Annotated in this window: 14 protein-coding genes and 1 pseudogene; 11 read left to right on the top strand and 4 right to left on the bottom strand. The window is 69.6% G+C overall.

The window, feature by feature from the left end; translation table 11 throughout:
- Window positions 1-141 precede the first annotated feature (141 nt).
- Genes F0344_RS25865 through F0344_RS25855 form a run of 3 tightly spaced genes read left to right on the top strand, consistent with a single transcriptional unit; the run spans window position 142 to window position 7,896 of the window.
- On the top strand, window positions 142-6,438 hold the full coding sequence (locus tag F0344_RS25865; RefSeq protein ID WP_185301048.1) for a non-ribosomal peptide synthetase: 6,297 nt from the start codon (window positions 142-144) through the stop codon (window positions 6,436-6,438).
- A 60-nt stretch (window positions 6,439-6,498) separates the two neighbouring features.
- A complete protein-coding gene (locus F0344_RS25860) occupies window positions 6,499-6,708 on the top strand; it encodes an MbtH family protein (protein WP_185301047.1) in 210 nt (69 codons plus the stop codon).
- A gap of 45 nt (window positions 6,709-6,753) precedes the next feature.
- Window positions 6,754-7,896, top strand: a complete 1,143-nt coding sequence (locus F0344_RS25855) for a glycine amidinotransferase (RefSeq protein ID WP_185301046.1) — start codon at window positions 6,754-6,756, stop codon at window positions 7,894-7,896.
- A 417-nt stretch (window positions 7,897-8,313) separates the two neighbouring features.
- Here the strand turns inward: F0344_RS25855 and F0344_RS25850 are convergent, their stop codons facing one another.
- Together F0344_RS25850 and F0344_RS25845 are read right to left on the bottom strand one after the other, a co-directional pair.
- Window positions 8,314-9,402, bottom strand: coding sequence for an alpha/beta hydrolase (locus tag F0344_RS25850; RefSeq protein ID WP_185301045.1), 1,089 nt, complete (start codon window positions 9,400-9,402; stop codon window positions 8,314-8,316).
- A 2-nt stretch (window positions 9,403-9,404) separates the two neighbouring features.
- Window positions 9,405-10,613 carry a trypsin-like serine peptidase gene (locus F0344_RS25845; protein WP_185301044.1) on the bottom strand — a complete coding sequence of 403 codons (1,209 nt, stop codon included), beginning with the start codon at window positions 10,611-10,613 and terminating at the stop codon, window positions 9,405-9,407.
- 1,244 nt (window positions 10,614-11,857) lie between these two features.
- Between F0344_RS25845 and F0344_RS25840 the strand changes: the two genes are divergently transcribed.
- The gene (locus F0344_RS25840) at window positions 11,858-13,399 is read left to right on the top strand and encodes an outer membrane protein assembly factor BamB family protein (RefSeq protein ID WP_185301043.1); all 1,542 of its coding nucleotides are present in this window, start codon (window positions 11,858-11,860) and stop codon (window positions 13,397-13,399) included.
- A gap of 540 nt (window positions 13,400-13,939) precedes the next feature.
- Here the strand turns inward: F0344_RS25840 and F0344_RS25835 are convergent.
- Both F0344_RS25835 and F0344_RS25830 read right to left on the bottom strand, forming a co-directional pair.
- Complete coding sequence (locus F0344_RS25835) at window positions 13,940-15,139, bottom strand: IS3 family transposase (protein ID WP_185301042.1); 1,200 nt, start codon at window positions 15,137-15,139, stop codon at window positions 13,940-13,942.
- A 69-nt stretch (window positions 15,140-15,208) separates the two neighbouring features.
- Window positions 15,209-15,523: pseudogene (locus F0344_RS25830) on the bottom strand (DUF4394 domain-containing protein); the annotation flags it as partial.
- A gap of 658 nt (window positions 15,524-16,181) precedes the next feature.
- Here F0344_RS25830 and F0344_RS25825 point away from each other — a divergent pair.
- From F0344_RS25825 to F0344_RS25795, 7 genes are all read left to right on the top strand, one after another.
- Complete coding sequence (locus tag F0344_RS25825) at window positions 16,182-17,783, top strand: DUF4331 domain-containing protein (RefSeq protein ID WP_185301040.1); 1,602 nt, start codon at window positions 16,182-16,184, stop codon at window positions 17,781-17,783.
- Window positions 17,784-17,885: 102 nt separating this feature from the next.
- Window positions 17,886-19,241 carry a tetratricopeptide repeat protein gene (locus F0344_RS25820; RefSeq protein ID WP_185301039.1) on the top strand — a complete coding sequence of 452 codons (1,356 nt, stop codon included), beginning with the start codon at window positions 17,886-17,888 and terminating at the stop codon, window positions 19,239-19,241.
- On the top strand, window positions 19,238-20,887 hold the full coding sequence (locus F0344_RS25815) for a nickel/cobalt transporter (protein ID WP_185301038.1): 1,650 nt from the start codon (window positions 19,238-19,240) through the stop codon (window positions 20,885-20,887). The genes F0344_RS25820 and F0344_RS25815 overlap by 4 nt, the downstream gene beginning before the upstream one ends.
- A 148-nt stretch (window positions 20,888-21,035) precedes the next feature.
- Window positions 21,036-22,382, top strand: a complete 1,347-nt coding sequence (locus F0344_RS25810; protein WP_185301037.1) for a hypothetical protein — start codon at window positions 21,036-21,038, stop codon at window positions 22,380-22,382.
- 148 nt (window positions 22,383-22,530) lie between these two features.
- On the top strand, window positions 22,531-23,034 hold the full coding sequence (locus F0344_RS25805) for a hypothetical protein (protein WP_185301036.1): 504 nt from the start codon (window positions 22,531-22,533) through the stop codon (window positions 23,032-23,034).
- Between the two features lie 271 nt (window positions 23,035-23,305).
- A complete protein-coding gene (locus F0344_RS25800) occupies window positions 23,306-24,949 on the top strand; it encodes a DUF4331 domain-containing protein (protein ID WP_374940119.1) in 1,644 nt (547 codons plus the stop codon).
- A 77-nt stretch (window positions 24,950-25,026) separates the two neighbouring features.
- Window positions 25,027-25,737 carry a class F sortase gene (locus tag F0344_RS25795; RefSeq protein ID WP_258050114.1) on the top strand — a complete coding sequence of 237 codons (711 nt, stop codon included), beginning with the start codon at window positions 25,027-25,029 and terminating at the stop codon, window positions 25,735-25,737.
- Window positions 25,738-26,001 lie beyond the last annotated feature (264 nt).

Genomic DNA, 26,001 nt, shown 5'->3' with positions numbered 1-26,001 from the left:
CGGGGAAGCTGCCGGTCGGCTGCCTGTCCCCGCACTCGGGCCGTGCGGCAGCATCGCGCTGTCGGCCGCGTCAGCGTGTTCCACACACCACCCGCCGCCGCACCACTGTCAACACCGACCGCTCACGGGGAAGACCTCACAGTGAACGAAGCGACAGAGTCGCCGATCGAGATGGCACTGCCCCTCACGCCACTGCAGGAGGGCATGCTCTTCCACGCGCTGTACGACTCCGAGACTGTGGACGTCTACAACATCCAGGCCGGCTTCGAGCTGACCGGGGACATCTCGGCGGAGCGGCTGCGCGCGGCCTGCGCCGCCACGCTCCGGCGCCATGCCGTCCTGCGGGCCGGCTTCCGGCTGCGTGCCAACGGGAAACCCGTGCAGTTGGTACGCCGCGTCGTGGACACACCCTGGACGGAACTCGACCTGTCGGCGGAGTCCGAGTCCGAAGGGCGGGCGAGGCTGCTGGCCTTCCTCGAGGACGAACGGCTGCGCCGCTTCGAGATGGCGGCGCCACCGCTGATGCGGTTCGCCCTGATCCGGCTGGCACCCGACCGCCACGCCTTCGTCATGACATATCATCACATCCTGCTGGATGGCTGGTCTCTGCCACTCGTACTCCAGGACCTGCTGGCGTTCTACCGGAGCGACGCCGACGACACCGGGCTCGGCCCCCTCACCCCCTTCTCGGACTTCCTCAGATGGCTCTCCCGCCAGGACCGGCCCGCCGCGGAACAGGCATGGCGGGACGCCCTGCACGGTCTGGACGAACCGACACTCGTCGCCCCCGGCGCGCCCCTCGCGGAGACGATGCCCGGGCTGGCCTTCGTGACGCTGCCCGAGCATGCGACGGAAGCGCTGACGGCGACCGCCCGGCAGCACGGCCTCACACTCAACACCGTCGTACAGGGCGCCTGGTCATTGCTCCTCTCCCTGCTGACAGGGCGCAACGACGTGGTCTTCGGCCAGACCGTGCACGGCCGCCCGCCACAGCTCCCCGGGGTCGACTCGGTCGTGGGCCTGCTCATGAACGCGGTCCCGGTCCGGGTGCGGATCGCCCCCGAGGAGTCGATGGCCGCCCTCTTCGCCAGGATCCAGGACGAACAGGCGGCCCTCGCCCCGCACCACCACCTGGGGCTGACCGAGGTGCAGCGGCTGGCCGGCCTCGGCGCGCTCTTCGACACCTCCACCGGCTTCGGCAACGCGCCTTTCGACTGGGAGGCCGTACAGGACGGTCCGGCCGGCCTGCGAGTGACTCTGCTGGAAGGGGACAAGGAAGCGGCCGGACAGCAGGAGATCACCGGATCGACTCACTACCCGCTGAGTGTCTTCGCCGTCCCCGGCCCCAGCCTGCGGCTCGAACTCAACTACCGCACCGATCTGTTCGATGCCGAACGCGTCGAACTGATCGGCTCCCGGTTGAGGTTGTTGCTTGACACCTTCGCCGAAAGACCCACGACGCCGGTCGCTGCCGTTCCGCTGCTGACCTGCGAGGAGCGGGAGCAGGTGATCGCCGGGTGGGGAGGCCGCCGAGCGGAGTCCGGGCAGGTTCCCGCCCGCGTACCGGCGACACTCACCCAGCGGTTCGAGGACCAGGTGCGCGCCACACCCGACGCCCCGGCCGTGACGGACGGGGAGCGGTCGCTCAGCTACCGCCGGCTCGACGCGGCGGCGAACCGGCTGGCCCGGCTGCTGCTGGCCCGCGGGGTGAAGCCCGGCGACTTCGTCGCCGTGGCGCTGCCGCGCGGTATGGACCTGATCGTGGCGCTGCTCGGCACGCTGAAGGCGGGAGCCGGATATCTGCCGATCGACCCCTCCTATCCCGCCGAACGCATCTCGTTCATGCTCGACGACGCCTCCCCCTCCGTCGTCGTCTGCGCCGGCACCACCCGCCCGGCGCTCATCAAGCACCCGTCGGTCGTCCCGCTCGCCGACCCCGCCATCCAGGACGAGCTGGCGCTGCTGCCCGGGCACCGGGTGGAGGACGGCGAACGCGGCGCGCCGCTGCGGCTCGCGGACGCCGCGTACGTCATCTACACCTCGGGATCGACCGGCCGGCCCAAGGGCGTCGCCGTCGAGCACCGTACGGTCGACAGCTACCTCGCCTTCGCCCGCGCCGCCTATCCCGGCCTCGCCGGACAGGCGCTGGTGCACTCACCGCCCTCTTTCGACCTCACCGTCACCGGTATCTTCGGCCCGCTGACCTCCGGCGGCCTGGTGCGCATCGTCGACCTGGAGGACTTCGACGCCCCGGCCGACGCCACCCCGCCGCCCACCTTCGTCAAAGCCACGCCCAGCCACCTGCCGGTGCTGACCGCGTCGTCCGACTGGTACTCACCGACCGGGGAACTGGTCCTGGGCGGTGAACAGCTGAACGGCGAGGCGCTGGCACAGTGGCGCGAGGCCCACCCGGGCGTGACCGTCGTGAACGAGTACGGACCCACGGAGGCCACCGTGGGATGCATGGAGTATCGCCTGGCACCCGGCGATCCGCTGCCGAGGGGTGCTGTGCCGATCGGCCGTCCGGCCCCCGACGCCCGCGTCTATCTCCTGGACGGTTTCCTGCGTCCCGTCCCGGCAGGCGTCCCCGCCGAGCTGTACATCGGCGGTGACGTACTCGCCCGCGGTTACGTCAACCGGCCCGGGCTCTCCGCGACCCGCTTCGTCGCCGACCCTTTCGGCGCGCCCGGTTCCCGGATGTACCGCACCGGTGACATCGCGTGCCGGCGGCCTGACGGCATCATGGTCTACCGCGGCCGGTCCGACGACCAGGTCAAGGTCCGCGGCTTCCGGATCGAACTGGGCGAGGTGGAGACCGTCGTCGCGGCCGATCCCGCCGTCGCACAGGCCGCGGCAGCCGTACGGGAAGACCGGCACGGGACCGAGCGGCTGGTGGCCTACGTCGTACCGGCGGTCGGCCCGTCCGCGGACCTGGCCACGCTGGCGGACCGGATCGGGGCGCGGCTGCCCGCGAACATGGTCCCCTCGGCGTTCGTCACACTGCCCGCACTGCCGATGAGCCCGAACGGCAAGGTGGACCGGGCTGCGCTGCCGGCCCCGGACGAGGCGCGCGAGTCCGGGCAGCGACAGCGGCGGGACCAGGCGCGGGACGAGAGCGTCGAGGCCGTTCTCGTCGAATTGTTCACCCAGGTCCTCGGCGTGGACAGCGCCGTGGCGGCGGACGACTTCTTCGCCCTCGGCGGCGACTCCATCACCGCAATCCAACTCGTCGTCCGCGCCCGCGCCGCGGGCTTCCACCTGACGCCGAAGCACATATTCATCCACCGCACCGCGAGCGCCCTCGCCGCCTTCCTCATGGTGAGCCCGACCGGCGCGGCGGACACCGCGGACGGCGGCTCCGGCGCGGCCGGCCCGGCGGCGGACTGGTCGGCGGACGTGGTCCCCGCCACGCCGATCATGCTCTGGCTGCGGGAGCAGGGCGCAACGACCGACGCGTACCACCAGTCGACACTGCTCCGGGTGCCGGCCGCACTCGGCACCGACCTGCTGGCCGCCGCCGTACAGGCTGTCGCCGAGCGGCATCAGTCACTGCGCGCACGCCTCCAGGAGGACGGGGCGCTGACGCTGGACCCGGTGGACCCCGTGAAGTCGCGGAACTCGGTACGTCGGGTGGATGTCGTGGGTCTCGCCCCGGAAGGTGTCCGTCTGCGGATTGCCGCGTGCGCCCGGGAGGACGCCGACGCTCTCGCCCCACGCGCCGGCGCCATGCTGCGGGTGACCTGGTTCGACGCCGGCGAGGGCGCCCAAGGCAGGTTGCTGGTCACCGTCCACCACTTGGCCGTCGACGCGGTCTCCTGGCACATCCTGCTGACCGACCTGTACGGCGTCTGGCAGGACCTGACAGCGGGCTCCGTCCCGCGGACCGGTCCGGTACCGCTTCCGCTGAGGGAGTGGAGCCTGCTGCTCCGCGCGGCAGCGGAAGCACCCGCTCTGAGAGACGAACTGCCGCACTGGCGCCGGACTTTGAGCAGAGGCACGGGACCGGGCGATGGCAGGCTCGCCGACGTGGAGCTCTCGCCGACGCACGACGTCTACGCGACAGCCGGTGAACTCTCCCTCACCCTCCCGCCGGAGCTGACCGCCCCACTGCTCACGACCGTGCCCGCCGTCTTCGGCGCACACACGAACGAGGTCCTGCTCACCGCTCTCGCGGTGGCCGTCGCCGCCTGGCGACGTGACCGTTCGCCCGGTGACGGCGACAGCACCGCCGTACTGATCGACGTCGAGGGCCACGGCCGCGAACAGATTTCCGAGGACGTCGACCTGTCCGGCACCGTCGGCTGGCTGACCACGCTGTACCCGGTACGCGTCGACGCCAGGATCGCCGACTGGGCGCCGGACGACGATCCGGCCGGGGCACGCCTCGGCGAGGCCGTGCGCCGGGTCACGGCCCAGTTCGAAGCCATCCCCCGGCGCGGCATCGGCTTCGGTCTGCTGCGCTACCTGAACCAGGAGACAGCCGCCGACCTGGCGGCCCGCCCCGCACCCCAGATCGGGTACAACTACCTCGGGAGACAGGGCGGTGCGGGAACCACCGACTGGAGCGTGGCTCCCGAGTCGGACGTACTGCCCCTCGGGGCCGACCCCCGTATGCCCATGGCGCACGTCGTCGAACTGACCGCGGCGGTCAGCGACGGCGCGGAAGGGCCACGCCTGGTCACCCACTGGCTGTGGGCCCGCCGGCTCCTGTCCGACCAGGACGTCACCGAGCTGGGCCGGCTCTGGTTCGCGGCCCTGCGCGCGCTGGTGGAGCACGGGACGAGCACGGAGGCCATCGTCCCGCGGCAGACGATCCCGCCCGCCCTCCCACGGGAGGACGGGCCACTGGGCGGAGAACCGCTCGACCGGCACGACACCGAGCTCGCCGGTCTCGGCGCCCGTATCGGCCTGCCCGTCGTCCAGGCCCTGCCGATGACGCCGCTCCAGGAGGGGCTGCTCTTCCACGCCCGGTACGACAGCCGGGACCTCGACGTCTACAACGTGCAGATCTCGTTGGAGGTAAGGGGCACGCTCCACGCCGAGCGGTTCCGGGAGGCCTGCGACGCTCTCCTGGGACGGCACCCGATGCTGCGGGCAGCCTTCCTGCAGAAGCGGTCGGGGGAGCCGGTGCAGGTGATCCCGGAGCGGACGGCCATGCCTTGGCACACCCATGACCTGGCCGGCCTCGACCCGCGCGAGCAGGCCGACAGGCTGGCGGCGGTGCTGGAGGCCGACCGGCGGCAGCGCTTCGACCCGGCCGACCCGCCGTTGATGCGCTGCACCCTGGTCGGCCTGGGCGAAGACAGGCAGCAGATCGTACTGACCATGCACCACCTGCTGGTGGACGGCTGGACCACTTCGCTGCTGCTGCGCGACCTGCTCGCTCTCTACGACCACGGCGCCGCGAGCGGGCTGCCCGCACCCGGTCACTACCCCGACTATCTGCGGTGGCTGGCCGAACAGGACCGCGAAAAGGCGCGTACGGCCTGGCTGGAGGCGCTGGCGGGGCTGAGGGAACCCACGCTGAGCTGCCCCGGCACGGACACCGCGCGGATACGAGTCCTTCCGGAGCGGATCGTCGTCGCCCTTTCCGAGACGGACACCTCCGCGCTGCTCGACATTTCGCGCCGTCACGGTGTCACGCTCAACACGCTGGTCCGAGTCGCATGGGCGCTGTGCCTGCACCGGCGGACCGGGCAGCTGGACATCGTTTTCGGGGCCACGGTCTCGGGCAGGGTGGCCGAACTCCCCGGCGTCGAGGAGATGGTGGGGGTGTTCATCAACACGGTGCCGGTACGGGTGCGTCTCGACCCGGCCGAGCCGGTGGCCGAACTGCTCGAACGCCTCCAGGGCGAGCACGCCGAACTTCTTGAGTACCACTACCTCCCGCTGAGCGACATCCAGCGGACGGTGGGACTGGGGACCCTGTTCGACAGTTGCGTCGTCTTCGAGAACTTCCCGACCGCCGAGACCCTGCCGAGCGGTCCGGACAACGGCCTGCGGCTGACGGACGTCGTCGGCCACGACGCCTACCACTATCCGCTCAAGCTGATGGCCGCACCCGGCCGGCAGCTGGAGCTGGAGATCAGCTACCGCCCGGACCTGTTCGACGCACCACTCGGGCAGCAGGTGGCCGATCGTCTACGGGAGGTGCTGATCGAGCTGCCCGGAGCGCTGGCCCTCCCGACGGGTCGGTTCCTGGAACACACTCCCGCACCACCGGCCGGACCGGGGCAGCAGATGATGTGCGAGCTGATCGCGGAGGTACTCGGACGCGACTTCGTCAGCGCGGACGAAGATGTGTTCGAACTCGGCTGCGACTCCCTGACGGCCCTGCGGCTGGCGGGCCGGATCGAGACGGAGCTGGGACGGCCCGTCGACGTGGAGGCCGTCTTCCGCTGCCGTACCGCCCGCTCCCTCGGCACCGCACTCACCTGAGGCCCACGCAAAGCCCGGAACCAGCCCGGAACGAACCCCGAGAACAGAAGGACTGAAGCCATGACAAACCCTTTCGACGACGAGGACGGCACCTTCCACGTGCTCGTCAACGACGAGCGTCAGCACTGCCTGTGGCCCGCGTTCGTCGAGGTCCCGGCCGGCTGGGACATGGCTGTGTCGAACAGCACCCGGCAGATCTGCCTCGACTACATCGAGGAGAACTGGACCGACATTCGGCCCGCCTCGCTCGCCGCGACCGACGCGGCATAACCCGTTTCCCTCATCGAACGCTCCGGCAGAGATAGGTAGCTGTACATGCCGAACGACTTCCCCCCGGCCGTCAACTCATGGAACGAGTGGGACACCCTCCGGGAAATGGTGGTCGGCTCCGCCGACAACGCCTGCTTCGAACCGGCCGAGCCAGGCTGCCGGCCCGCGATACGCAACGCTCCCGACAAGCCGTTCCCGACGGGCCCGAAGTCCAAGAAGGCCATCGATCTGGCCAACGAGGAACTCGCCGGTCTCGCCGCGCTTCTGGAATCCCAGGGCGTGACCGTACGCCGCCCCGAGACGCACGACTTCTCCGCCCCGGTCACCACCCCCGACTTCGAGGTCGAGAACCAGTATTGCGCCGTCTGTCCACGCGACGTGATGATCACCATGGGTAACGAGATCATCGAGGCGAGCATGTCGCGCCGGGCCCGCTACTTCGAGTACCAGCCCTACCGCAAGCTGGTCTACGAGTACTGGAACGCCGACCCGCGGGTGGGATGGACGACCGCGCCCAAGCCGTCGATGAAGGACGGTATGTACCGCGAGGATTTCTGGGACTGGCCGCTGGAGAAGCGCCACGCGAAGATGCACTCGTTCGAGTTCTGCATCAACCAGGACGAGGTGGTCTTCGACGCCGCCGATATGAGCCGGCTGGGCCGCGACATCCTGGTCCAGGAGTCGATGACCACCAACCGGGCGGGCATCCACTGGCTCAAGCGCCATCTGGAACCCCGCGGCTTCCGCGTCCACCCCGTGCACTTCCCGCTGGACTTCTTCCCGTCCCACATCGACTGCACCTTCGTGCCGCTGCGCCCCGGCCTGATCCTCACCAACCCGGAACGGCCGCTGCGCGAGGGCGAGGAGAAGATGTTCCTCGACAACGACTGGCAACTGGTCGATGTGCCCCAGCCCGTCCTGGCCAACGACGAGATGCCGATGTACTGCCAGTCGTCGAAGTGGCTCTCGATGAACGTGCTGAGTATCTCGCCGACCAAAGTCATCTGCGAGGAGCAGGAGAAGCCCCTCCAGGAGCTTCTCTCCTCGTTCGGTTTCGAGGTCTTCCCGATCCCGTTCCGCAACGTCTTCGAGTACGGCGGCTCTCTCCACTGCGCCACGTGGGATATCCACCGTGACGGCGACAGGCAGGACTATTTCCCCTCCCTCCAGTACGAGCCGCTGTTCTGACCGTTCCAACCGAACGCGAACAGCGGGGCACCATGGCCGTCGGAGTTCCGAAGCACCTCGGACAGGGGCGCACACGGCGCATCCGTCGCAGCGACCCCGAAGCCTACGTAGACCCGCTCGAACCGCTGTCCCACTGACCCACACCAGCAGAGGCGGCCCCGGACACTGACCGGGGCCGCCTCTCGCGTTCCGGCTCACTGGATGCCGTAGCAGACGATTCCGCAGGCAGGAGGGACCGGCGCATCGATCAGGACGTTCCGGTTCGCGGGCCGCGTGCACGAGGGGCTCGGCTCCCCCGCCGAGTCGGCACCCGGGGTTCGCCGCCTGCTGCCGCGAGTCACGTCGCTGCACGAGCCTTGAGATCCGGGTGGCTGCGAGCCGGAAGCGGCAGGTGTCGAGGACACCTGCCGCAGGGACTCAGGCTGCCGGGGTGAGGTTGGACTGGAGGCGGGGCATCAGGTCGAGGAGGTCCTGGTACCAGCAGCCGGCTTCGTGGCCGCCGCCCTTGCAGTACGCGCCCCAAGTCGCGCCGTCGCCGTAGTTCTCGTAGTGGACGGGGATGCCCAGGGAGTCGAGTTCGGCCTTCATATGGGCGGAGCCGCTTTCCAGCCACCATTCCCTGACGTCGTACTTCCCGCCGTCACCATTGCCGATGTAGATGTGGATGCCCATACCCCTGAGCTTGGCGGCGTTGGCGACCGGGTCGGCTCGGTTCCAGCGCCAGTCGGCGTTGAACACCGGGTAGGGGGTGCCGAAGAGGGCGTCGCTGTCCACGCCGGGGGCGTAGTCGTCACCTGTGCACACCGTCCCGGAGGTGGAAGCGCACAGCGCGCCGCCCGCGTTGGTCAGGGAGGCGACCACAACCAGGCGCATGGCCATCTGGTTGGCGCCCAGTTCCAGGTCGCCGGAGAGGGAGCCGACCTGGCTGAAGAGGTCGGGGCGCCGCTGAGCGTAGTGGAAGGCGCCAAAACCGCCCATCGAGATGCCGGCGATGGCGCGGGCCTGCTTGGTGGGGATGGTGCGCAGGTTGGCGTCGATGAACGGGATCACCTGGTTGATGTGGAAGTTCTCCCAGTTCGCGGCCCCCGCGGCGGTGTTCTGGTTCAACCAGTTGGCGTACCAGCCGCGGCTGCCGCCGTCCGGTACGACGGTGATCATGCTGGACGTCCCAGTGAGTGCCGCGTTGCCGTAGAAGGGCATGGACGGGTCGTCCGGCGAGCCGTGCAGAAAGTACAGGACCGGGTACCGCTTGCCGGGGTTGGCCGCGTAGTCGCTCGGCAGGATGATCCGGATGTTCTGCTCGCCGTGGACCTCGGCGGACTTCACCGTGATCACGAAGTTGGTGTCGGTGTTGGTCGGAGCCGAGCTGACGGCGCTCGTGACCTGGGTCAGCCCGAACCCGTCGGCCAGCGATGGCTGAGATGAGGCGTGCGCGGCGGGGGCGGTGAGCGACAGCAGGACGGCCGCGACCAGCACGTTCAAGACGCGCTTGAGGGACTCAGTCATGGTCAGGCTCCGGGGGTGACGGACTGGGCCGTCTCGAAGGCGGCCTTCTCCTGGTCGCCGAAGTTCGTCCCGGCCATGTAGGGGCTGGGGGCACGGGACTCGGCTTCGGCGATCGCGTCGAGGCCGCCGGTGCTGGACTGGGCGAAGTGCGAGGTGACGCCGACCAGGACGCCCTCGCCGACGACCCGGTCGAAGTCCTTGAACCAGGGGCCGCCGCTGGCGCCGGGGCTGAGCTGGGTCTTCATCAGGTCGCTGTTTGTGTCCCTCCACCACTCGCGGTTGATCCAGGACGGACCCTGGCTGAACAGCAGCGAGCGTCCGTCGTAGATGCGCTGCTGTGCGGCGGGGACGTTGTTGACGTTCGGGGAGCCGTTGATCACCGCCGCGCCGGTGTTGGAGAAGTTGGGGCCGCTGTAGCTCTTGAAGTTGACGCTGGGGTAGCCAAAGTTGGTGCGCGGCGTCTTGCGGGCCGGGTTGAAGCCGATCGGCTGGCCGCCGCCCACGACCTCTTCGATCGGGCGGTCGTCGGCCGGGTTGTCGACGACCATCGCGGCCATGTCGTTGTTGTTGAAGTGGTTGGCCTGGGCCGCCCAGCCCTCGGTCCACCAGGCCCGGGTGGCCGCCCATACTCCGTACGGGGCGACGTCGGGTCCGATCGCCGGTCCGCTGTTCAGGTCGGTGCCCGGGGCGACGCGCGGCAGGTTCTCACCCCGGAAGCCAGGGATGAACAGCACGTTTGTCGCGATCTGGTTCAGCGGACCGTTCAGGCCCCAGTTGACGCGCAGGCAGTGCGCCGCGGTGACCACGACGCTCTTGTTCTGGCTCTTGACCACCGTGGCGGTGCAGGCCGCGAGGCCATCGGTCGTACCCGCGTCGTCGACGTTGCGCATCCGCATCACCAGCTTGCCCGTCGTACGGGTGACCTTCCCGCCGCCGGCCCAGGGCCGGGCGGTGTCGTCCCATCCGGCCGCCGGAGCGACGGCATCGGCCCCGTCACCGTTGAGCGCGGCGGCCGACAGCCGGTTCAGGTTCCAGTACCCGACCTGCTGCTGGAGCCCGGATTGGTAGTCGGCGCCGAGCGGAACGAGGCGAAGTTCGGCGGGCCCGGCGGCATGCGCGGCCGGGGCACTGCCCAGGGCGGCCGCGGTGAACGCGGCGACCGTGACGGCCAGAACGGATATCCGCCGGCGGGTCAACTGACGTCTCCTCATGGCGTACTCCTCAGTAGGCTTTGCTGTCGGACCGAAGCTAGCAGCCGGAATCGATCTCAATCAGGACAAGTTTCAGGACACCGACGTCACCCAGTTCGGAAGGCGGATTCCCGCTCCGTTCGTCGGACCCCCGAGCCTCCGAAGGCCACCAAGGCAAAGACCAGCAGGAGGCGAACAGGCCGCTCGTCCTCATCTTGGAGCTCGCGGAGGCCGCTGCCATCGTCCTGCCGCTTACCGCCGACTTCTCGATCGCCTGCCGCCGTTCGCGGTTCTGCCTGCGCGGCTGCCGCAGTTCCTCACGCTCGGCGGCTGTCAGCTCGCCAGGGCGCCTTCGCGGCGGTCGGCCTGCTCGCGCCGGACCGGTTACGCAGACTCGCCGGACTGACGCCGGGCTCCTGGGCGATCTCGGCCACGGTCCTGCCGGAGGAGTGGACAAGCGCGACCAAGATCAAGGGGAAGCTTCAGCGGGCCCGATCCTGGCCCGGACGTGAGCCTCCGTACGGCCGCTTGCGGGGGCGGGGGCCGGCGGCAGCTTCCTACGTTCGAGCGGGACCTCGGATCCAGGGGGCAACAGATCACCCCTGGCTACGTCGCGCTACATGAGCCGTTGACCCCATCACCATCCAGAGTGCGCGGCTACGGTCCGTAGCGGACGACTAGGCGCCGAGACGGGTGGCTCCGACCGCGATGAGGACCTTGACCCCGGACCCCGGACGGAAGTTATGGCGCGGGCCGGGTGCGACTGCGACCAGCGCGGCACCCGGGGCCCCGCCCCTCGGCCCCCCGGCACATCCGGGGCGGCGGGCCCCGGCGCCTGCAGCCAGACCCTTTCCACCCGAATGCGATGGTCCGCCAGGAACTTGCCCATGTCGTCGACATCCGAGGTGAAGACGGTGACCTCGAAGCCGCGCTCCGCCGTCTTGACGGCTACGGCAGCCAAGACGGCATCAATGGCGTACATCCGCGCTCACCTCGCCTGCCCGCCCCGTGTTCGCACATCCACAGGCACCGGCCACGGACGGCCACCTGGCTCCAAGAACAGTCATCGAGGGTGGTTGACGACTTCTCAACGACCGTGCGGTCCGTTGCCGTTGCGGGAGAACCGCATCGGCGCGTGGCGCGTCCATACCAGTGATCCTCGCGGGCGGCCTCGTGAGACGACGGAGCACACCTCCGCCCGTCTTCCGAGCCTGAGCCTGAGAAGTAGTTTCCTGACCGAGTGGCACGTCTCAGGGGGAAGACCCATGCCCAACCCGCCGCAGCCCTGGTACACACCTGGCTCGCCGCAGCAGCCCGTTCCCGGCAACCCGTATGCCTCGGAAGGCTTCGGGCCGCCACCGCGTCGGCGGCGCTTCGGCGGAGCACCGGTCATCGCCGCCGCCGTCGCGCTGCTGCTCGTGGCCGTGGGGGGAGGGGTGTACGCCTTCGTAGACCGGGGAGAGGACGGGCCCACCACCCCCGTGGCGAAGGAATCATCCGGCCCCTCCGCGCCGACGGCCCCGCCCAGCTCCCCCGCGGTCAGCACCCCGCAGGCGAAGCACATCCCGACCACGGAGGAGATCAACGCCGCACGGAAGCCAGGGGATGCGGCGACGTGGATCGTCGACGACAAGACCGACCTGCCCAACGGGCGCCAGAAGCTCTACGATCTGTGGATCGTCGGCGACACCGTCGTCCAGGCCCTGCACAAAAAGGTCGCGGCCTACCGTCTCTCGGACGGCGCCGAGGTCTGGAGCATGCGATTGCCCGCTCCCGTCTGCGAGACACCGGTCAACCCGACGCCCGACGGCAAGGTCGTGCTCGTGTACCACAAGAGGGCCGACGCCGGGAGGAACAATCGGTGCAACCAAATGCAGATGATCGATCTGAAGACCGGGAAGCCGGGGTGGCACAAAGAGCTCCCCGAGACCGGTGACGGGGACAACACGTTCATCGTGCGTAGCGCCATCAGCGCCGGTACCTTCGCGATCGCCCGGAGCATGAAGGCGACCGCCTACCGGGTCGATGACGGGACCGAGCTTTTCGACATCCCCTGGGAGGACCCGGGGAAGTGCTTCCCCGACGACGTGGCGGGCGGCGCCCGGCTCCTGGTGAAGTCCGACTGCATGATCGACATCGACCAGAGCAAGAACCACAGCCAGCTGCGCGAGATCGACCCGCTCACCGGCAAGGTCCTGTGGCGCCACCGGACCAAGACCGGATGGAGGCTCGGAAGCATGATCTCCGTCGATCCGGTCGTCTTCACCACGGAAAACGCGGTGGACCACATCAACGACTGGCGGGTCGTGGCCCTGGGCCCGGAAGGAAAGACCGGCACCACCATCGACCCACGGGACAAGAGCCTCGAGCAGTGCGCCGGAGACAGCAGCGGCGGCGACATCCAGCCCTGCCGCGGCACCGCCGTCGGCAACGGCCACATCATCCTGGGCGGCAACGACAGGATCCGCCTGTACGACCTGACCACCGGGAAGTTCCTCTGGGGCATCAAGAACAACGAGTTGCGCACCTTGCACCCCCTGCGTGCGGAGAAGGGCAAGGCGGCGCTCGTCTACGAGTCGGCCACACCGAGCCGCCCCGGCCGGACCTTCCTGATGGGCCCGGGCGCCGCGGGCACGGAGAAGGTGCTGCTGCGACACCCCGCATCGACCGCGGCGCAGGAGTTCGAGATGTTCGGCGGGCGGCTGGCCTATGCCGACGGACGGGTCGTCCTCACGTCGGCGGGCGTGAGCGGCAACGACGACCAACGCGAAGCCCGCATGCTGTCCTTCGCTCCCGGCCCGCTCTGACCGGGCACCGCGCGAGTCCACCGCCCACGCACGCCGGGCACTTAGCTTGTTCTTCCGTGACGCCTCCGCGAATGCCGGCTCGTAGCTGATGCTGGGCCGAGTCGGCGCGTCGGAGGCGGTGGGCCGAGCGGCCGGGTCGGCGGCGCCAGTGCCCGACAGGTTCCACCGGATGTTTCATGAAGGTGCGGCGCGCTCCCCGGCGCCGGACTACGCGCCCGGGACATTGGGCCCGCCGGCACCCCTCCGCCTTGCCGGACGAAGCGACCGCCGGTCCGATCCGTCCCAACTCATCCCAGTGTCTGACGCCCTCAGCCACATGCTGACCGCAAGCATCCAGTGCTGTTCGCACTCCAGCGACTTCCGGAGAACGTGCGCTATGAGCGGTCTCAAATCGACCAGTAGCCGTGGGATCGTTCTTAACGGTCCCATACACGCCAGGGCCACAAAAGGCCAGCTCACAGCCATGCAAGATCTGCCTTGAAGACCGAAGCCTCACGTTCGCCGCACTGAAGTTTCCCCGTGATCATGGACACGTTTTCGTTACGCCGCGAGGGCCTGTCCCTGCTGGTAGCGCAGGCGTGTCTCGTGGGGCGTGAGGTAGCCCCAGCGGATGTGCTTGCGCAGTCTGCGACGGTTGTAGAAGGTCTCGATGAACGCGAAGATCTCGGCGCGAGCGGTAGCCCGGTCGGACCAGAATCGGGTGCCGATCTCCTCTTTGAGGATCGCCCAGAAACTCTCCGCTGCGGCATTGTCGTAACAGATCCCGGTCCGCCCCATGCTCTGACGCCCTCCCAACTCGCTTATTCTGCGGCGGAGTTGACTGGACGTGTATTCGGATCCGCGGTCCGAGTGGATCACGCAACCGGTGTCCAGGCGGCCCATGTTCGCGGCCATGTCCAGGGCGTCGACGACGAGGTCGGCGCGGTGGTGATCGGCCATGGAGTAGCCGATGACTTCGCGGGTGGCCAGGTCGAGCCAGCCGGCGAGGTAGAGCCATCCCTCGGCGGTGGGGATGTAGGTGATGTCCCCGACGATCTTCTGTCCGGGACGGTCGGCGTGGAAGTGGCGGCCGATCAGGTCGGGAGCCGGGGCGGCACCGGCGTCCTGCTTGGTAAGGCTGCGGCGGCCGGTGCGCCGGGTGTGGCCGGCGATGCCGTGCTCGCGCATGACGCGGGCGAGGCGCTTGCGGTTGACCGGGCGGCCCAGGCGGCGCAGTTCGGCGTTCACGCGCGGGACCCCGTAGGTACCTCTGGAGGCGAGGTGGATCACGGTGATCTCGTGGACCAGGGCCTCGTCGGCCTGCCGCCGCATCCGGCGGGCCTCGATACCCGCGGCCCAGGCGTAATAGGTGGAGCGGGCCGTCTTCATCACCCGGCACAGCAGAACGGTCGTGAAGTTCGCCTTCTCCGCGTGGATGAACCGGCATATCGCGCTCACCGATCGCTCTCCTTCGCGAAGAAAGCTGTCGTTTTTTTGGATTTCGATCGTCTTTGCCTGCTCCACGGTCAGCTTCCGCAGCCGCTTCAGCTCCGCCGCGTCCGCGGCCGGCGACCCCGGCGACTCCGCCGCGGGAGGCTGGGCCTCGGCGGCCTTGGCCCTTTTCGCCCAGCCGCGCAGGCTCTCGGAACTGACGCCGAGCTGCCGGGCGACATCGGTCACCGTTCGCCCCGACGAACGCACGAGCTCGATCGCGTCCCGCTTGTACTCGTCCGAGTACCGCTTCGTGTACTTGCTTGCCACCTGGTCACAGCTCCCTCTGGAACCACTCAGATCCCAGTCTCCAGGTGTCCACGATCAAGGGGAAGCTTCAGTGTTGAGGGTGTAGATGCCGCCCTTGTCGCCGACGCCATAGAGCCTTTCGTTCTGAACTCGGAAGTCGATGCCGACGACCTTTGTGTCACCGCGCAGACCGGACACCTTCCCGATGGTCATGGTCTTGGCCGGCCGGTCGACGGTGAACTCGACCAGGCCCTGGTCGGCGGTCAGCCCGATGGCGGTCAGCGCCTGTCCTCGGTGGTCCGTGTTGTGTCCGTGGCGGCCGTCCGCGGACGCCAGGGCGGGCGCGGACAGGCCCGCGACCACGGCGACGGGCACGGCGGCGACGGCGGTCTTACGAGTACGCATGGTGCTCCCGGAGAAGTGAAGTGACCCGACCAGAATGGCGAGCGGGTTCACGACTGGTTCGAGGCCGACGCGCGCACGGATTGGCTGAGGGTGGGAAAGTCACCCCATTGGAAGCACGAGGCGGGATGACGGTGTTGTCCGTGGCGGGTGGCAGGTGGCTCCGGCTCGGGCCGCCGAGCACCAGTGGACAGAGGATGCCGGACTGCCCTGATTCCCATGGACATTGTGCTCCAGCAGTTCCGTTGCGCCGGGAGAGTGAACTCCCAACCCCCTCTTATTGCGAGCAGCTTGCAATAAGAGGGGGTGACCCTTTCGGCCCAGCGTGCGGCGTCTGTGTCGTCGTCGATTTTGCGGGACGTCCATTTCGCCACTTTGCCGGTCCCACCGGCCCTTTCATCCGTCGCGGGCCGCGCAGCTGACGTGAGGATGCAATCGAGGTCCGTGCGGGACGGCGTTTGGGCATGCTTGTCTACGGCTGCACAGTTTTTGACGGAGCGGCAGAATCTCATCCCTCCTCGGCGATTCACCCCCTTTCCCGTCGGCACGGTCGGTGCGAGATGTCTCGCCGCGGTGCCGAACGCCACCCCCATCAGCCAGTCCTCCCTTCCGCATGCCCTTACGCGTGCCAGGCAGGGAGTCAGCAGACAGAAGGAATGCCGTGAAGGTTTCCCAGGCCAGGCCCCGCTCGCGACGCGTCCTGGACCAGTCCCTGCTCGTGCTTGGTGCCACCACCCTGGCCGCCGGACTCGGAGCGATGACCCTCGCCCCGGGCCTCAGCGCGGCCTCCAGCCATCGCGAGGCTCCCCTGATCGCCGGGGACCCCCGGGCGGACAACACCGACGTGTACGCGTTCACCAGCCCCGACAGGGCCGACACCGTCACGATGGTGGCGAACTGGATCCCGATGGAGGAGCCCAACGGTGGTCCGAACTTCTACGCGTTCGGCGACGACCTGCGCTACAACATCAAGGTCGACAACACCGGTGACGGCGTCGCCGACATCACGTACAGCTGGCGATTCCGCAGTAGCTACCGCGATGCCGCGGACCAGTTCCTCTACAACACCGGCCAGGTCACCTCGCTGAAGGACCCGGACCTGAACTTCCGTCAGGTCTACGACCTGGTCGTCACCACCAGAGGAAAGAGCCGGACCCTCCTGTCGGGCGTACCGGCCGCGCCGTCGCGCACAGGTAAGGCGTCGATGCCCGACTACGCGGCGCTGCGCAACCAGGCGACCCTCGGTCTTCCGGGCGGCGGCAAGACGTACGCGGGTCAGGCCGAGGACCCGTTCTTCGCCGACCTGCGCGTCTTCGACCTTCTCTACGGCGGCGACCTGAGCAAGCGGGGGCAGGACACCCTGGCCGGCTACAACGTCAACACCATCGCCATCCAGGTCCCCAAGAAGCGGCTCGCCCTCCGGGGCAACACCTCCCGCAACCCGGTCATCGGTGTGTGGTCGACCACCGACCGTGCGGGCGTCACCATCAACGACTCCCGCGACAAGGCCACCAGCAAGCAGTGGAAGCAGGTTTCCCGCCTCGGGAACCCGCTGGTCAACGAGGTCGTCGTCCCGCTGAAGTTCAAGGACGCTTTCAACACCCTCAACCCGGACCAGGACCGTACGGTCCAGCCCGTCGTCGACAAGGTGTACGACCCGATCCTGCCCAAGCTCATCCAGCAGGTCTACGGCATCCCAGCCCCCGCGACGCCCCGTAACGACCTCGCCGAGATCTATCTGACGGGCATCTGCAAGGTGTGCGGCCCGATCAAGGCCGACCTGAACGCGCACCGCCTCAACCAGGACGCGGCGCTCCAGAGCATCGTCCCGGCGGAGGAACTGCGCCTGAACATGGCGGTGCCGCCCACGGCGCAGCCCAAGCGCCTCGGCGTACTCGCGGGCGACCTGGCCGGCTTCCCGAACGGACGCCGCCTCGCCGACGACGTCATCGACATCTCGCTCCAGGCCGTCGAGGGCGCCGCCCAGACCGGCGTTCTCGTGCCCGCGCTCGCGGACGGCGACAAGGTCGACGCCAACGAGGTGTCGTTCGGCACCTCGTTCCCCTACGTCGCCCTGCCGCACACCAAGAACGTGAACCGCGGCCCCGCCGCGGCCGGCCGCAATGCCGAGCAGTCCTCAATGGAGAACACCGCGGTGAGCCCCGTCATGAACACCACCCAGGCCGCGGCGGGCGCCGGCGTCGGCGCGCTCCTTCTCGGCATCGGCGGCTTCCGCCTGCGCCGTCGCAACAAGAACAGCTGAACCGTCCGCAGTCGGAAACGGACTGCGGCCGGGTGCCCCGGGCCGGAGCGTGCTGCCCCGGCCCGGGCACCCGGCACCATCGAACATTGGGGAGGATCCTTCGTGCACCCGGACCACCACGCACCCCCGCACGCGCCGCCGCCATCCCCCTCACGGAGCAGCAGACGGTTGCGGAACACCGCGGTCACCCTCGCCCTGGGCGCGGCGATGTTCGCCGCCGGCGCGGTCATGCTGGCACCCGATGAAACGACTGTTTCCCGACCGTCGGGCCAAGGGCAACCAGCGGGTCCGTCGCGTGGGTCGGTCGAAGCGCTCCAGGCGCGGGTGGCCCGGCTGCCGAAGGATCCGGGCGGCTGGGCCGCCCTGGGGATGGCCTACGTCCAGCAGGCCCGTACCACCGCCGACCCGGCCACCTACGAACGGGCCGAGAAGGCGCTGCGGACCTCGCTCACCGTGCAGAGCGAAGGAAACACGGACGCGGAGACCGGCATGGGCGCCTTGGCCGCGGCCCGCCACGACTTCCCCACCGCGCTGCGCTGGGCCCGTAAGGCCACCACCAGCGGCCCCTACAGTTCCTCCGCCTACGGGGTCCTCGCCGACGCCTGCACCCAGCTGGGCCGCTACGACGAAGCCGACGATGCCGTCCAGAAGATGACGGACCTGCGCCCGGACGCCGCCTCCCTCGCCCGGGCCTCGTACACCTTCGAGCTCAAGGGGGACACCGACCAGGCCCGCACCCTCATGCGGCGATCTCTCGCGGCAGCGGCCACCCCGGCCGACATCGCGTTCGCCCACAACGTCCTGGCCTCCCTGGACCTCCAGGACGCCAACCCCCGGGCAGCCCTGGCCGAGACGCAGACCGGGCTCAGGGCAGCCCCGACGGATTCGGCGCTCCTTGAGACCCGGGCCCGCGCCCACCTGGCACTGGGCGACACCACCAAGGCCATCGCCGACTACCGGGCAGCCATCGCGATCGCACCCCTGCCGCACTACCTGTTGGGCCTGGGCGAACTCGAGCAGTCCCTGGGCCACCGCGACCGGGCCGAAGAGCAGTACGCCCTCCTTCGCGCCCAGGACCGCATCCGGAAGGCAGCCGGCGACCCGGCGGACACCGACGCGATCCTCTTCGAAGCCGATCACGGCAACCCGCGTCGCGCCGTCACCATGGCCGAAGAGACACTGCGCACCCGGCCGTTTCTCGCCGTCCACGACGCGTATGCCTGGGCACTGCACCGCGCCGGCCGGGATGCCAAAGCCCTCACCCAGGCCGACGAAGCCCTGGCCCTGGGCACCCGCAGCGCGCTCTTCCGCTACCACCGCGCCGCCATCCACCACGCGTTGGGCGATCCCGGAGCAGCCCGCCGCGACCTGACCGAAGCGCTGCGTGAGCCAGGCTTCCACCCCCTGCACGCCGACGCCGCCCGTGCCCTGCTCCAGCGAATCGACACCATGCCATGAACCACACCCCGTGCCGAGTCCTCACCACCCTGGCCGCCGCCACACTCGCCGCCGTCGCGAGCGTGGCGTCAGCCCCTACGGCGACGGCCCACCCCCTGGGCAACTTCAGCGTCAACTACCACACGGGCCTCGTCCTTCGGCCCGACCGGATCGACGCCCAAGTCGTGGTCGATCGCGCAGAGATCTCAGCCCTCCAGGAACGTACCGGCATCGACTCCGACCACAACGGCACCATCAGCGACAGCGAGTCGCGCGCGTATGCCGAGAAGACCTGTTCCGGGTTGAGCGGGCAGCTCCACCTGAGCGTGGGCAGAACGCGAGCGGACTGGAAGCAGACCTCGGCCAACCTGGTGTACGAAAACGGCGAAGCGGGCCTGAAGACCAGCCGCCTCACCTGCGGCCTGACCGCCCCGGTCGATCTCACCGAGCCCGCCGCCATCCGAGCCGAAACGGACTACGACACCACGCGCATCGGCTGGCGCGAGATGACCGCCACCGGCCGAGAGGTCAGGATCACCCAGACCGACGTGCCTGCCACCTCCGCCACACGTGAGCTGCGCCGGTACCCGCAGGATCCCCTCGCCTCCCCGCTCAACCAGCGCGCAGCGGCACTGCGCAGCGAGCCCGGTCAGGGCACGGCCGCCGTGCCGGCAATGGTGGACTTCCCCGGCGCGGGCGTGATCAGCGGGATGCTCGCGAAGGTCACCGGGGTCTTCGACTCGCTCGTCGGGGCCCGAGAGATCACCCTGCCCGTGGGACTGCTGGCTCTCTTCCTCGCGCTCGTCCTCGGGGCGTCCCATGCGGCGATGCCCGGCCACGGCAAGACCATCATGGCCGCCTACCTCGCGGGCCGCCGCGGTACCAGACGGGACGCCCTCACCGTTGGGGCCACCGTCACCCTCACGCACACCGCCGGTGTCCTCGTCCTCGGACTCGCGCTGCCGGTCTCCACCCATCTGGCCGGTGAGACCGTCCTGATGTGGCTCGGCGCGGCCAGCGGGCTCCTCGTCACCGGCATCGGCCTCTGGCTTCTCATGGGAGCCCTCCGCGGCAGGCCGCAACACAAACACCATCACCACGGAACGGGCCACAGCCACAGCCACAGCCACGGTGACGTCGGACACCACCACGGCCATGATCATGGGCCTGACCGCCCTCACCGCCACGCGCCCGTCACACCGGTCCCCGCGCGCGACAGCGCGCCGGCCGGGGAAGCCCAGGCGAGCCCCACGGTCGCGACCCTCGCCCCGTCGGACCACGAACACCACCCGTCAGGCATGTCAGCGGCACCCACAAGCGCCCGGCGTGCGAACAGGCCCGGCCTCATCGGCATGGGCATCGCCGGCGGCCTCGTCCCCAGCCCCTCCGCCCTCGTCGTCCTCCTCGGCGCCGTCGCCCTGGGGCGCACCGCATTCGGCGTCCTCCTCGTCATCGGCTACGGACTCGGCATGGCCGCCACCCTCACTCTCGCCGGACTTCTCCTCGTTCGCCTGCGCGAACGGATCGAGAGTCATGACCGGGCCCGGACCCTGCGTCACAATCCCCTGCTCAAGAAGCTGGTGCGGCTCGGCCCAGTCCTCACCTCTGTCCTCGTCGTCGCCGTGGGCCTCGGCTTGACCCTGCGGGCAGCGACGGGGAACGGATAGCGCCGGCGAGGGTCCGAGCGGCGAAGTGATACCAACCTCCCCCGTTCGCTCGTGGCTGTCATCCTCCGTCCGGGAGGACGCGACGGCATGAGGCAGATGCGCTCCGGGTACGGATAGAGGTCCGCTCACCCTGAGCGGAGGGGGCGGGGTGGACGTGAACGCCGGACGGGGAGTTCTGGCACTGATGGGCTCGGGCGAGACCAGCCCGACCATGGTCACACTGCACCGGGAGCTCGTCGCCCACCTGGACAGCGACGCCGATGCGGTGATCCTGGAGACACCGTACGGATTCCAGGTCAACCGCGACGACATCTCCACCCGTGCCCGCGAATACTTCCGACGCTCGGTGGGCTTCACGACCGTGGTCGCTCCGGACGCGCACACCGATGGGCCCCCGGGCGGCGCCTCGGGCGATGGCGACGCGGACAAGGTACGCGACCGGGTGCGCAGGGCGGACTGGGTGTTCTCCGGGCCCGGCAGCCCGTCGTACGCGCTGGGCCGCTGGCAGACCCAGCGTCTCGGCGAGATTCTGCGCGAACGGGTGGGGCGCGGGTACGGCGTGACGGTGATGGCCTCCGCGGCGGCCTGCACGGTGGGGTTCGCGGCGCTGCCGGTCTATGAGGTGTACAAGGCCGGGCATACCCCCGCGTGGCTCACCGGGCTTGATCTGCTCGGGGCGCTCGGCCTGCCGGTCGCGGTGATCCCGCACTACGACAACGCCGAGGGAGGCACGCACGACACCCGCTTCTGCTACCTGGGCGAACCCCGCCTCGCCGCCCTGGAGCACGAACTCCCGGACGTGAGCGCCGTCCTCGGGATCGATGAGCACACGGCGGTCATCCTCGATCTCGGCACGTCGGCGGTACGTGTGTGGGGGCGGGGTGTCATGACGATCCGGCGGCGGGGGGTCAGCGTCCCGGTGCCCGGCGGCACCACGCTGTCTCTGGAGCAGTTGCGCGGCCTGGTGGCAGGCAGGGGGTCCGGAGGGGTGCCCCTGCCTCGTCGCCCCGCCGATGACGGTGTCGGTGCCGCGACCCTCGCCACCACGGCAGCCACGGGCAGCGCGGCCACACTCCAGGAGGCCGTCGCGGCAGCGGAGTTACGTTTCGACACCGCCCAGGAGGCGCGGGACGCCGCGACCATGGCCGAGGTGACGGTGGAACTGGAGTCGGTGATCGCGGCATGGAGTGCCGACATGGAGGAGGACCAGGGCGGAGAGTGGGCCCGTACGGTTCTGCACGGCATGATCCGCCGCCTCGCACGGGCCGCCGGACGCGGCCTGAGCGAACCGGAGCACACCCTGGGACGGATCCTGGTTCCCCTGCTCGGCCTGCGCAGGAGGCTGCGAGCGGACGGCGCCTACGACCTGGCGGACGAGGTCCGCGAAGCCGTGGCAGCCGGCGGCGTCCGGCTTCGCGACACCGCAGAGGGCAGCGAATGGCGGTGGGAGGGGACGGCCGAGGACGTGGAAGCCGGCTCCCGTCCGCAGGCGTAGAAGCCACCGGATACCCCTTCTGACCAAATGGCACACTTGCATAGCATTTGCAATAAGATCGGCAACGGGATTCCTCCCCCCCCCCCCCCCCCCCCCCCCCCCCCCCCCCCCCCTCCGGGCCCGCCCGTCGACGTTGGAGCCGTACACGATGCCGCTCACCCCGCACGCAGCACCTGACGCGCCGCCGCCTGTCGCCGTCGAAGTAATGCTGCTGCGGCACGATCCGACCGAGGGCTTCGCCTACCGCCGGCTGATCACGGCGCTGGACAGGGGGGCGAGCCCCGACGGGACCGCAAGGCGCCTCGCGCTCCTGGCGGAACACGACGAACTGCATATGGCGCACTCGACCAGCTGGCGCGCCACCCGTGACGGCGGCATCGTGCTGACCTATCTCGTCCACCCGGACCCCGCCGCGGACCGGCCCGGCATCCCGCTCCCCGATCCGCACGCGATCGCCCGCTCCCCGAGGCCGGGCCACCCGACCCCACCGGATCTGGAGATCGGCCACGTGGTGGCGCACGCCGTGCGGCATCTCGCGTTCCTCGAAGGCACCGATCCCGCCGTCGCCGCACATCTCGCCACCCGGCCCGACCTCGTGCACGCCCTGCGTTGCCTGCCTGGTGCAACCGCGGGAGAAGTCCAGTACGCCTAGCTCGCGCAGTTCCGCCGCGCCGCAACGCGCCTGACGGGTATACGGGCCCATTCGGCTCAGTCATCGTTGCGGGCACACCGGACGCATGGTGACCTGAGTGCAACCCGGCGTCACATTATGGGACTTTCACCGCGCGATCGTCGTCGATCAGGGCGACCTCCTGCGGGCCAGTGTGGCGCTCGGAGCGCAGCTCCCGGCCGCCCGCCCCGCTTTCACCCCGCGGAGGTAAGCGGCCCTCACCGGAAACGGATGGCCCATGCATTCCTCCAGCATGCCCCGACGAAGGTCCGCCTCGCGCCGGGCCGAACGCACTCTCGCCGCATCCGGCGTCTTCGCCCTGGCTACCGCGGCCGCTGTCACCGGCCTGGCCCCCGCCTCCAGCTCGGCATCGAGCCACCGCGAGGCGCCGATGACCGCAGGTGATCCCCGGGCCGACAACACCGACGTCTACGCCTTCACCAGCCCGGACAAGCCCGACACCGTCACCCTGGTGGCGAACTGGCTCCCCTTCCAGGAGCCCAACGGCGGGCCGAACTTCTACCCGTTCGCCAACGACGCCCGCTACAACATCAAGATCGACGCGGACGGCAACGGCAAACCGGACACCACCTACACCTGGGAGTTCACCGACCACACCCGCGACGACGCCGACCAGTTCCTCTACAACACGGGCGTCGTGAAGTCGCTGAACGACGAAGCCCTGAACTTCCGCCAGACGTACAGCCTGACGGTCACCGACAGCGAAGGCAGGCGCAAGACCCTCCTCAAGGACGCGCCCGCAGCACCCTCCAACGTCGGCAAGGCGTCGATGCCCGACTACGCCTCGCTGCGCAAGCAGGCCGTGCTTCCGCTACCGGACGGCGGGCAGACGTTCGCCGGCCAGGCGTCCGACCCCTTCTTCCTCGATCTGCGGATCTTCGACCTCCTCTACGGCGGTGACCTGACGAAGACCGGGCACAACACGCTCGCCGGCTACAACGTCAACACCGTCGCCATCCAGGTGCCGAAGAAGGCCGTCGCTCTCAAGGGCGACGCCACGCGCAACCCCGTGATCGGAGTGTGGTCCACGACCGACCGCCGGGGAGCAACCGTCGCGGGCGCGGGCAGCAAGGGCGCCGAGGACGGGAAGGCGACGGATGTGGAGGGCGCACCCGACAAGGGCGGTGAGGATGGCTGGCGCCAGGTCTCACGCCTGGGCAACCCGCTCGTCAACGAAGTGGTCGTGCCACTGAAGTTCAAGGATGCCTTCAACGCTCTGAGCCCGGAGAAGGACGCCACGATCACACCGGTCGTCGACAAGGTGAAGGACCCCATCGTCCCCAAGCTCATCCAGAGCATCTACGGGGTCCCCGCCCCCGCCGCGCCCCGTAACGACCTGGTCGAGATCTTCCTCACCGGGATCTGCAAGGAGTGCGGCCCCATCAAGGCGGACCTCAACTCGCAGCGGCTCAACGCGGACGTCGACAAGACCAAGGTGGTCCCGGCCGAAGAACTGCGACTGAACATGTCGGTCGCACCGGCCGCCAAGCCCAACCGCCTCGGCGTTCTCGGCAAGGACCTGGCAGGCTTCCCCAACGGCCGCCGGCTCAACGACGATGTCGTCGACATCGAACTCCAGGCCCTCGAAGGCGCCGCGCAGACCGGCAAGATCGTGCCCGCCCTGGCGGCAGGCGACGCCGTCGACACCCCCTACCGCGAGCCGGGAGACTCCTTCCCGTACGTGGCGCTCCCCAACACAGCGGCCGTCAACCAGGCCGACTCCCTCCACCCCGACGGCGGCGTCGGTGCGGGCCTCGGTGGCCTCGTCTCCGGCGACGGATTCCCCGTCGTGCCCGTCACAGCCGTCGCCGGCGGCGCATTGCTGGCCTGTGCCGGAGCAATGGCCCTGCGCCGGCGGCGCGCCGGCCAGGCATGAACAGCCCTCTCTTCTCCGGTCGCCCGCCCCGCTCCTGGCGGGGCGGGCGACCGCGCCACGGCCCAGATACACACCGCTTGCGGTACCGCCCGACAGCCGCCCTGAAATCAGCCGCCGGGGCTCTGGCCCTCGCCGTGGGCATAGCCCTGACCTGCCTCGGCATATCCGAACTGGTGACGGAACCCGCGCGGGCGCCCGGACCCGGCGACATAGGCACGGTGCCCGTACACACGGGGCCTGCGGAGGCTGCCACGTCCGGGAAACACGGAAACGCGGCGCCGCCGATACGGATTCGCATACCCGCCATCGGCCTCGACCAGCCCCTGACAGGCGTGCGGGTCCAACAAGACGGCCGCCTCGGCGTTCCCCAAGACCCCTCACAGATCGGCTGGTGGAGCGACGGCCCACGGCCGGGCGACCCAGGCGCGGCCGTCGTTGTCGGCCATGTCGACTCCACCACCGGCCCCGGGGCCTTCCACGGCCTCTCCACACTTCGCCCGGGTGACAAGGTCACCCTGGCCCGCGACGACCGCTCCAGCGTCACCTTCACCGTCCAGGCACTGCGCCAGTACGAGAAGGACACGCTCCCCGACAGCAAGGTCTACGCGACCACCGGCCCGCCCGCCTTGCACCTCATCACCTGCTCAGGCACCTACGACCGCACACGGGGCGAGTACCGCGACAACCTCGTCGTCTACGCCACCCCTCTCCCGCAGCGTGAGCCAGCAGCGAGAGAAGGCGGACAGCCCCTGACCGGTCTGCGGGGCCAGCACGGCGGCGGGCCTTGACCCCGAATCCTGAACGAAAGAGCCGGTTCGGCCACGACGATCTTCCAAGCCATTCCCGTCCCCCGGCTCGCTCGGAATCACGAGCGGGAGGACGGTCTACTGGAAGGTCTGGACGCCTACGTGCGGGCCATGTGGACAGACTGATGTCACCCCGCGGGTGACAGCCTCGAAGGCGTAAGTCATCCGGGGCTGTCGCACCGCTTTCGTGAGCACGGTCTACCCACGGCACCTACCCGTTGCTTCGGCGGAGCGCTCTGTCGCCGA

Origin of the sequence: Streptomyces finlayi (assembly GCF_014216315.1) — a bacterium.
GTDB lineage: Bacteria > Actinomycetota > Actinomycetes > Streptomycetales > Streptomycetaceae > Streptomyces > Streptomyces finlayi_A.
Note: the sequence above shows the minus strand (reverse complement) of the source record. Positions and strands in the feature narration are given on the sequence as shown.

Excerpts from the sequence above, each read along its gene's own strand:
- F0344_RS25860 (WP_185301047.1), top strand. The coding sequence starts at position 6,499 with ATGACAAACCCTTTCGACGACGAGGACGGCACCTTCCACGTGCTCGTC.
- F0344_RS25855 (WP_185301046.1), top strand. The coding sequence starts at position 6,754 with ATGCCGAACGACTTCCCCCCGGCCGTCAACTCATGGAACGAGTGGGAC.
- F0344_RS25850 (WP_185301045.1), bottom strand. The coding sequence starts at position 9,402 with ATGACTGAGTCCCTCAAGCGCGTCTTGAACGTGCTGGTCGCGGCCGTC.
- F0344_RS25845 (WP_185301044.1), bottom strand. The coding sequence starts at position 10,613 with ATGAGGAGACGTCAGTTGACCCGCCGGCGGATATCCGTTCTGGCCGTC.
- F0344_RS25840 (WP_185301043.1), top strand. The coding sequence starts at position 11,858 with ATGCCCAACCCGCCGCAGCCCTGGTACACACCTGGCTCGCCGCAGCAG.
- F0344_RS25815 (WP_185301038.1), top strand. The coding sequence starts at position 19,238 with ATGAACCACACCCCGTGCCGAGTCCTCACCACCCTGGCCGCCGCCACA.
- F0344_RS25805 (WP_185301036.1), top strand. The coding sequence starts at position 22,531 with ATGCCGCTCACCCCGCACGCAGCACCTGACGCGCCGCCGCCTGTCGCC.
- F0344_RS25800 (WP_374940119.1), top strand. The coding sequence starts at position 23,306 with ATGCCCCGACGAAGGTCCGCCTCGCGCCGGGCCGAACGCACTCTCGCC.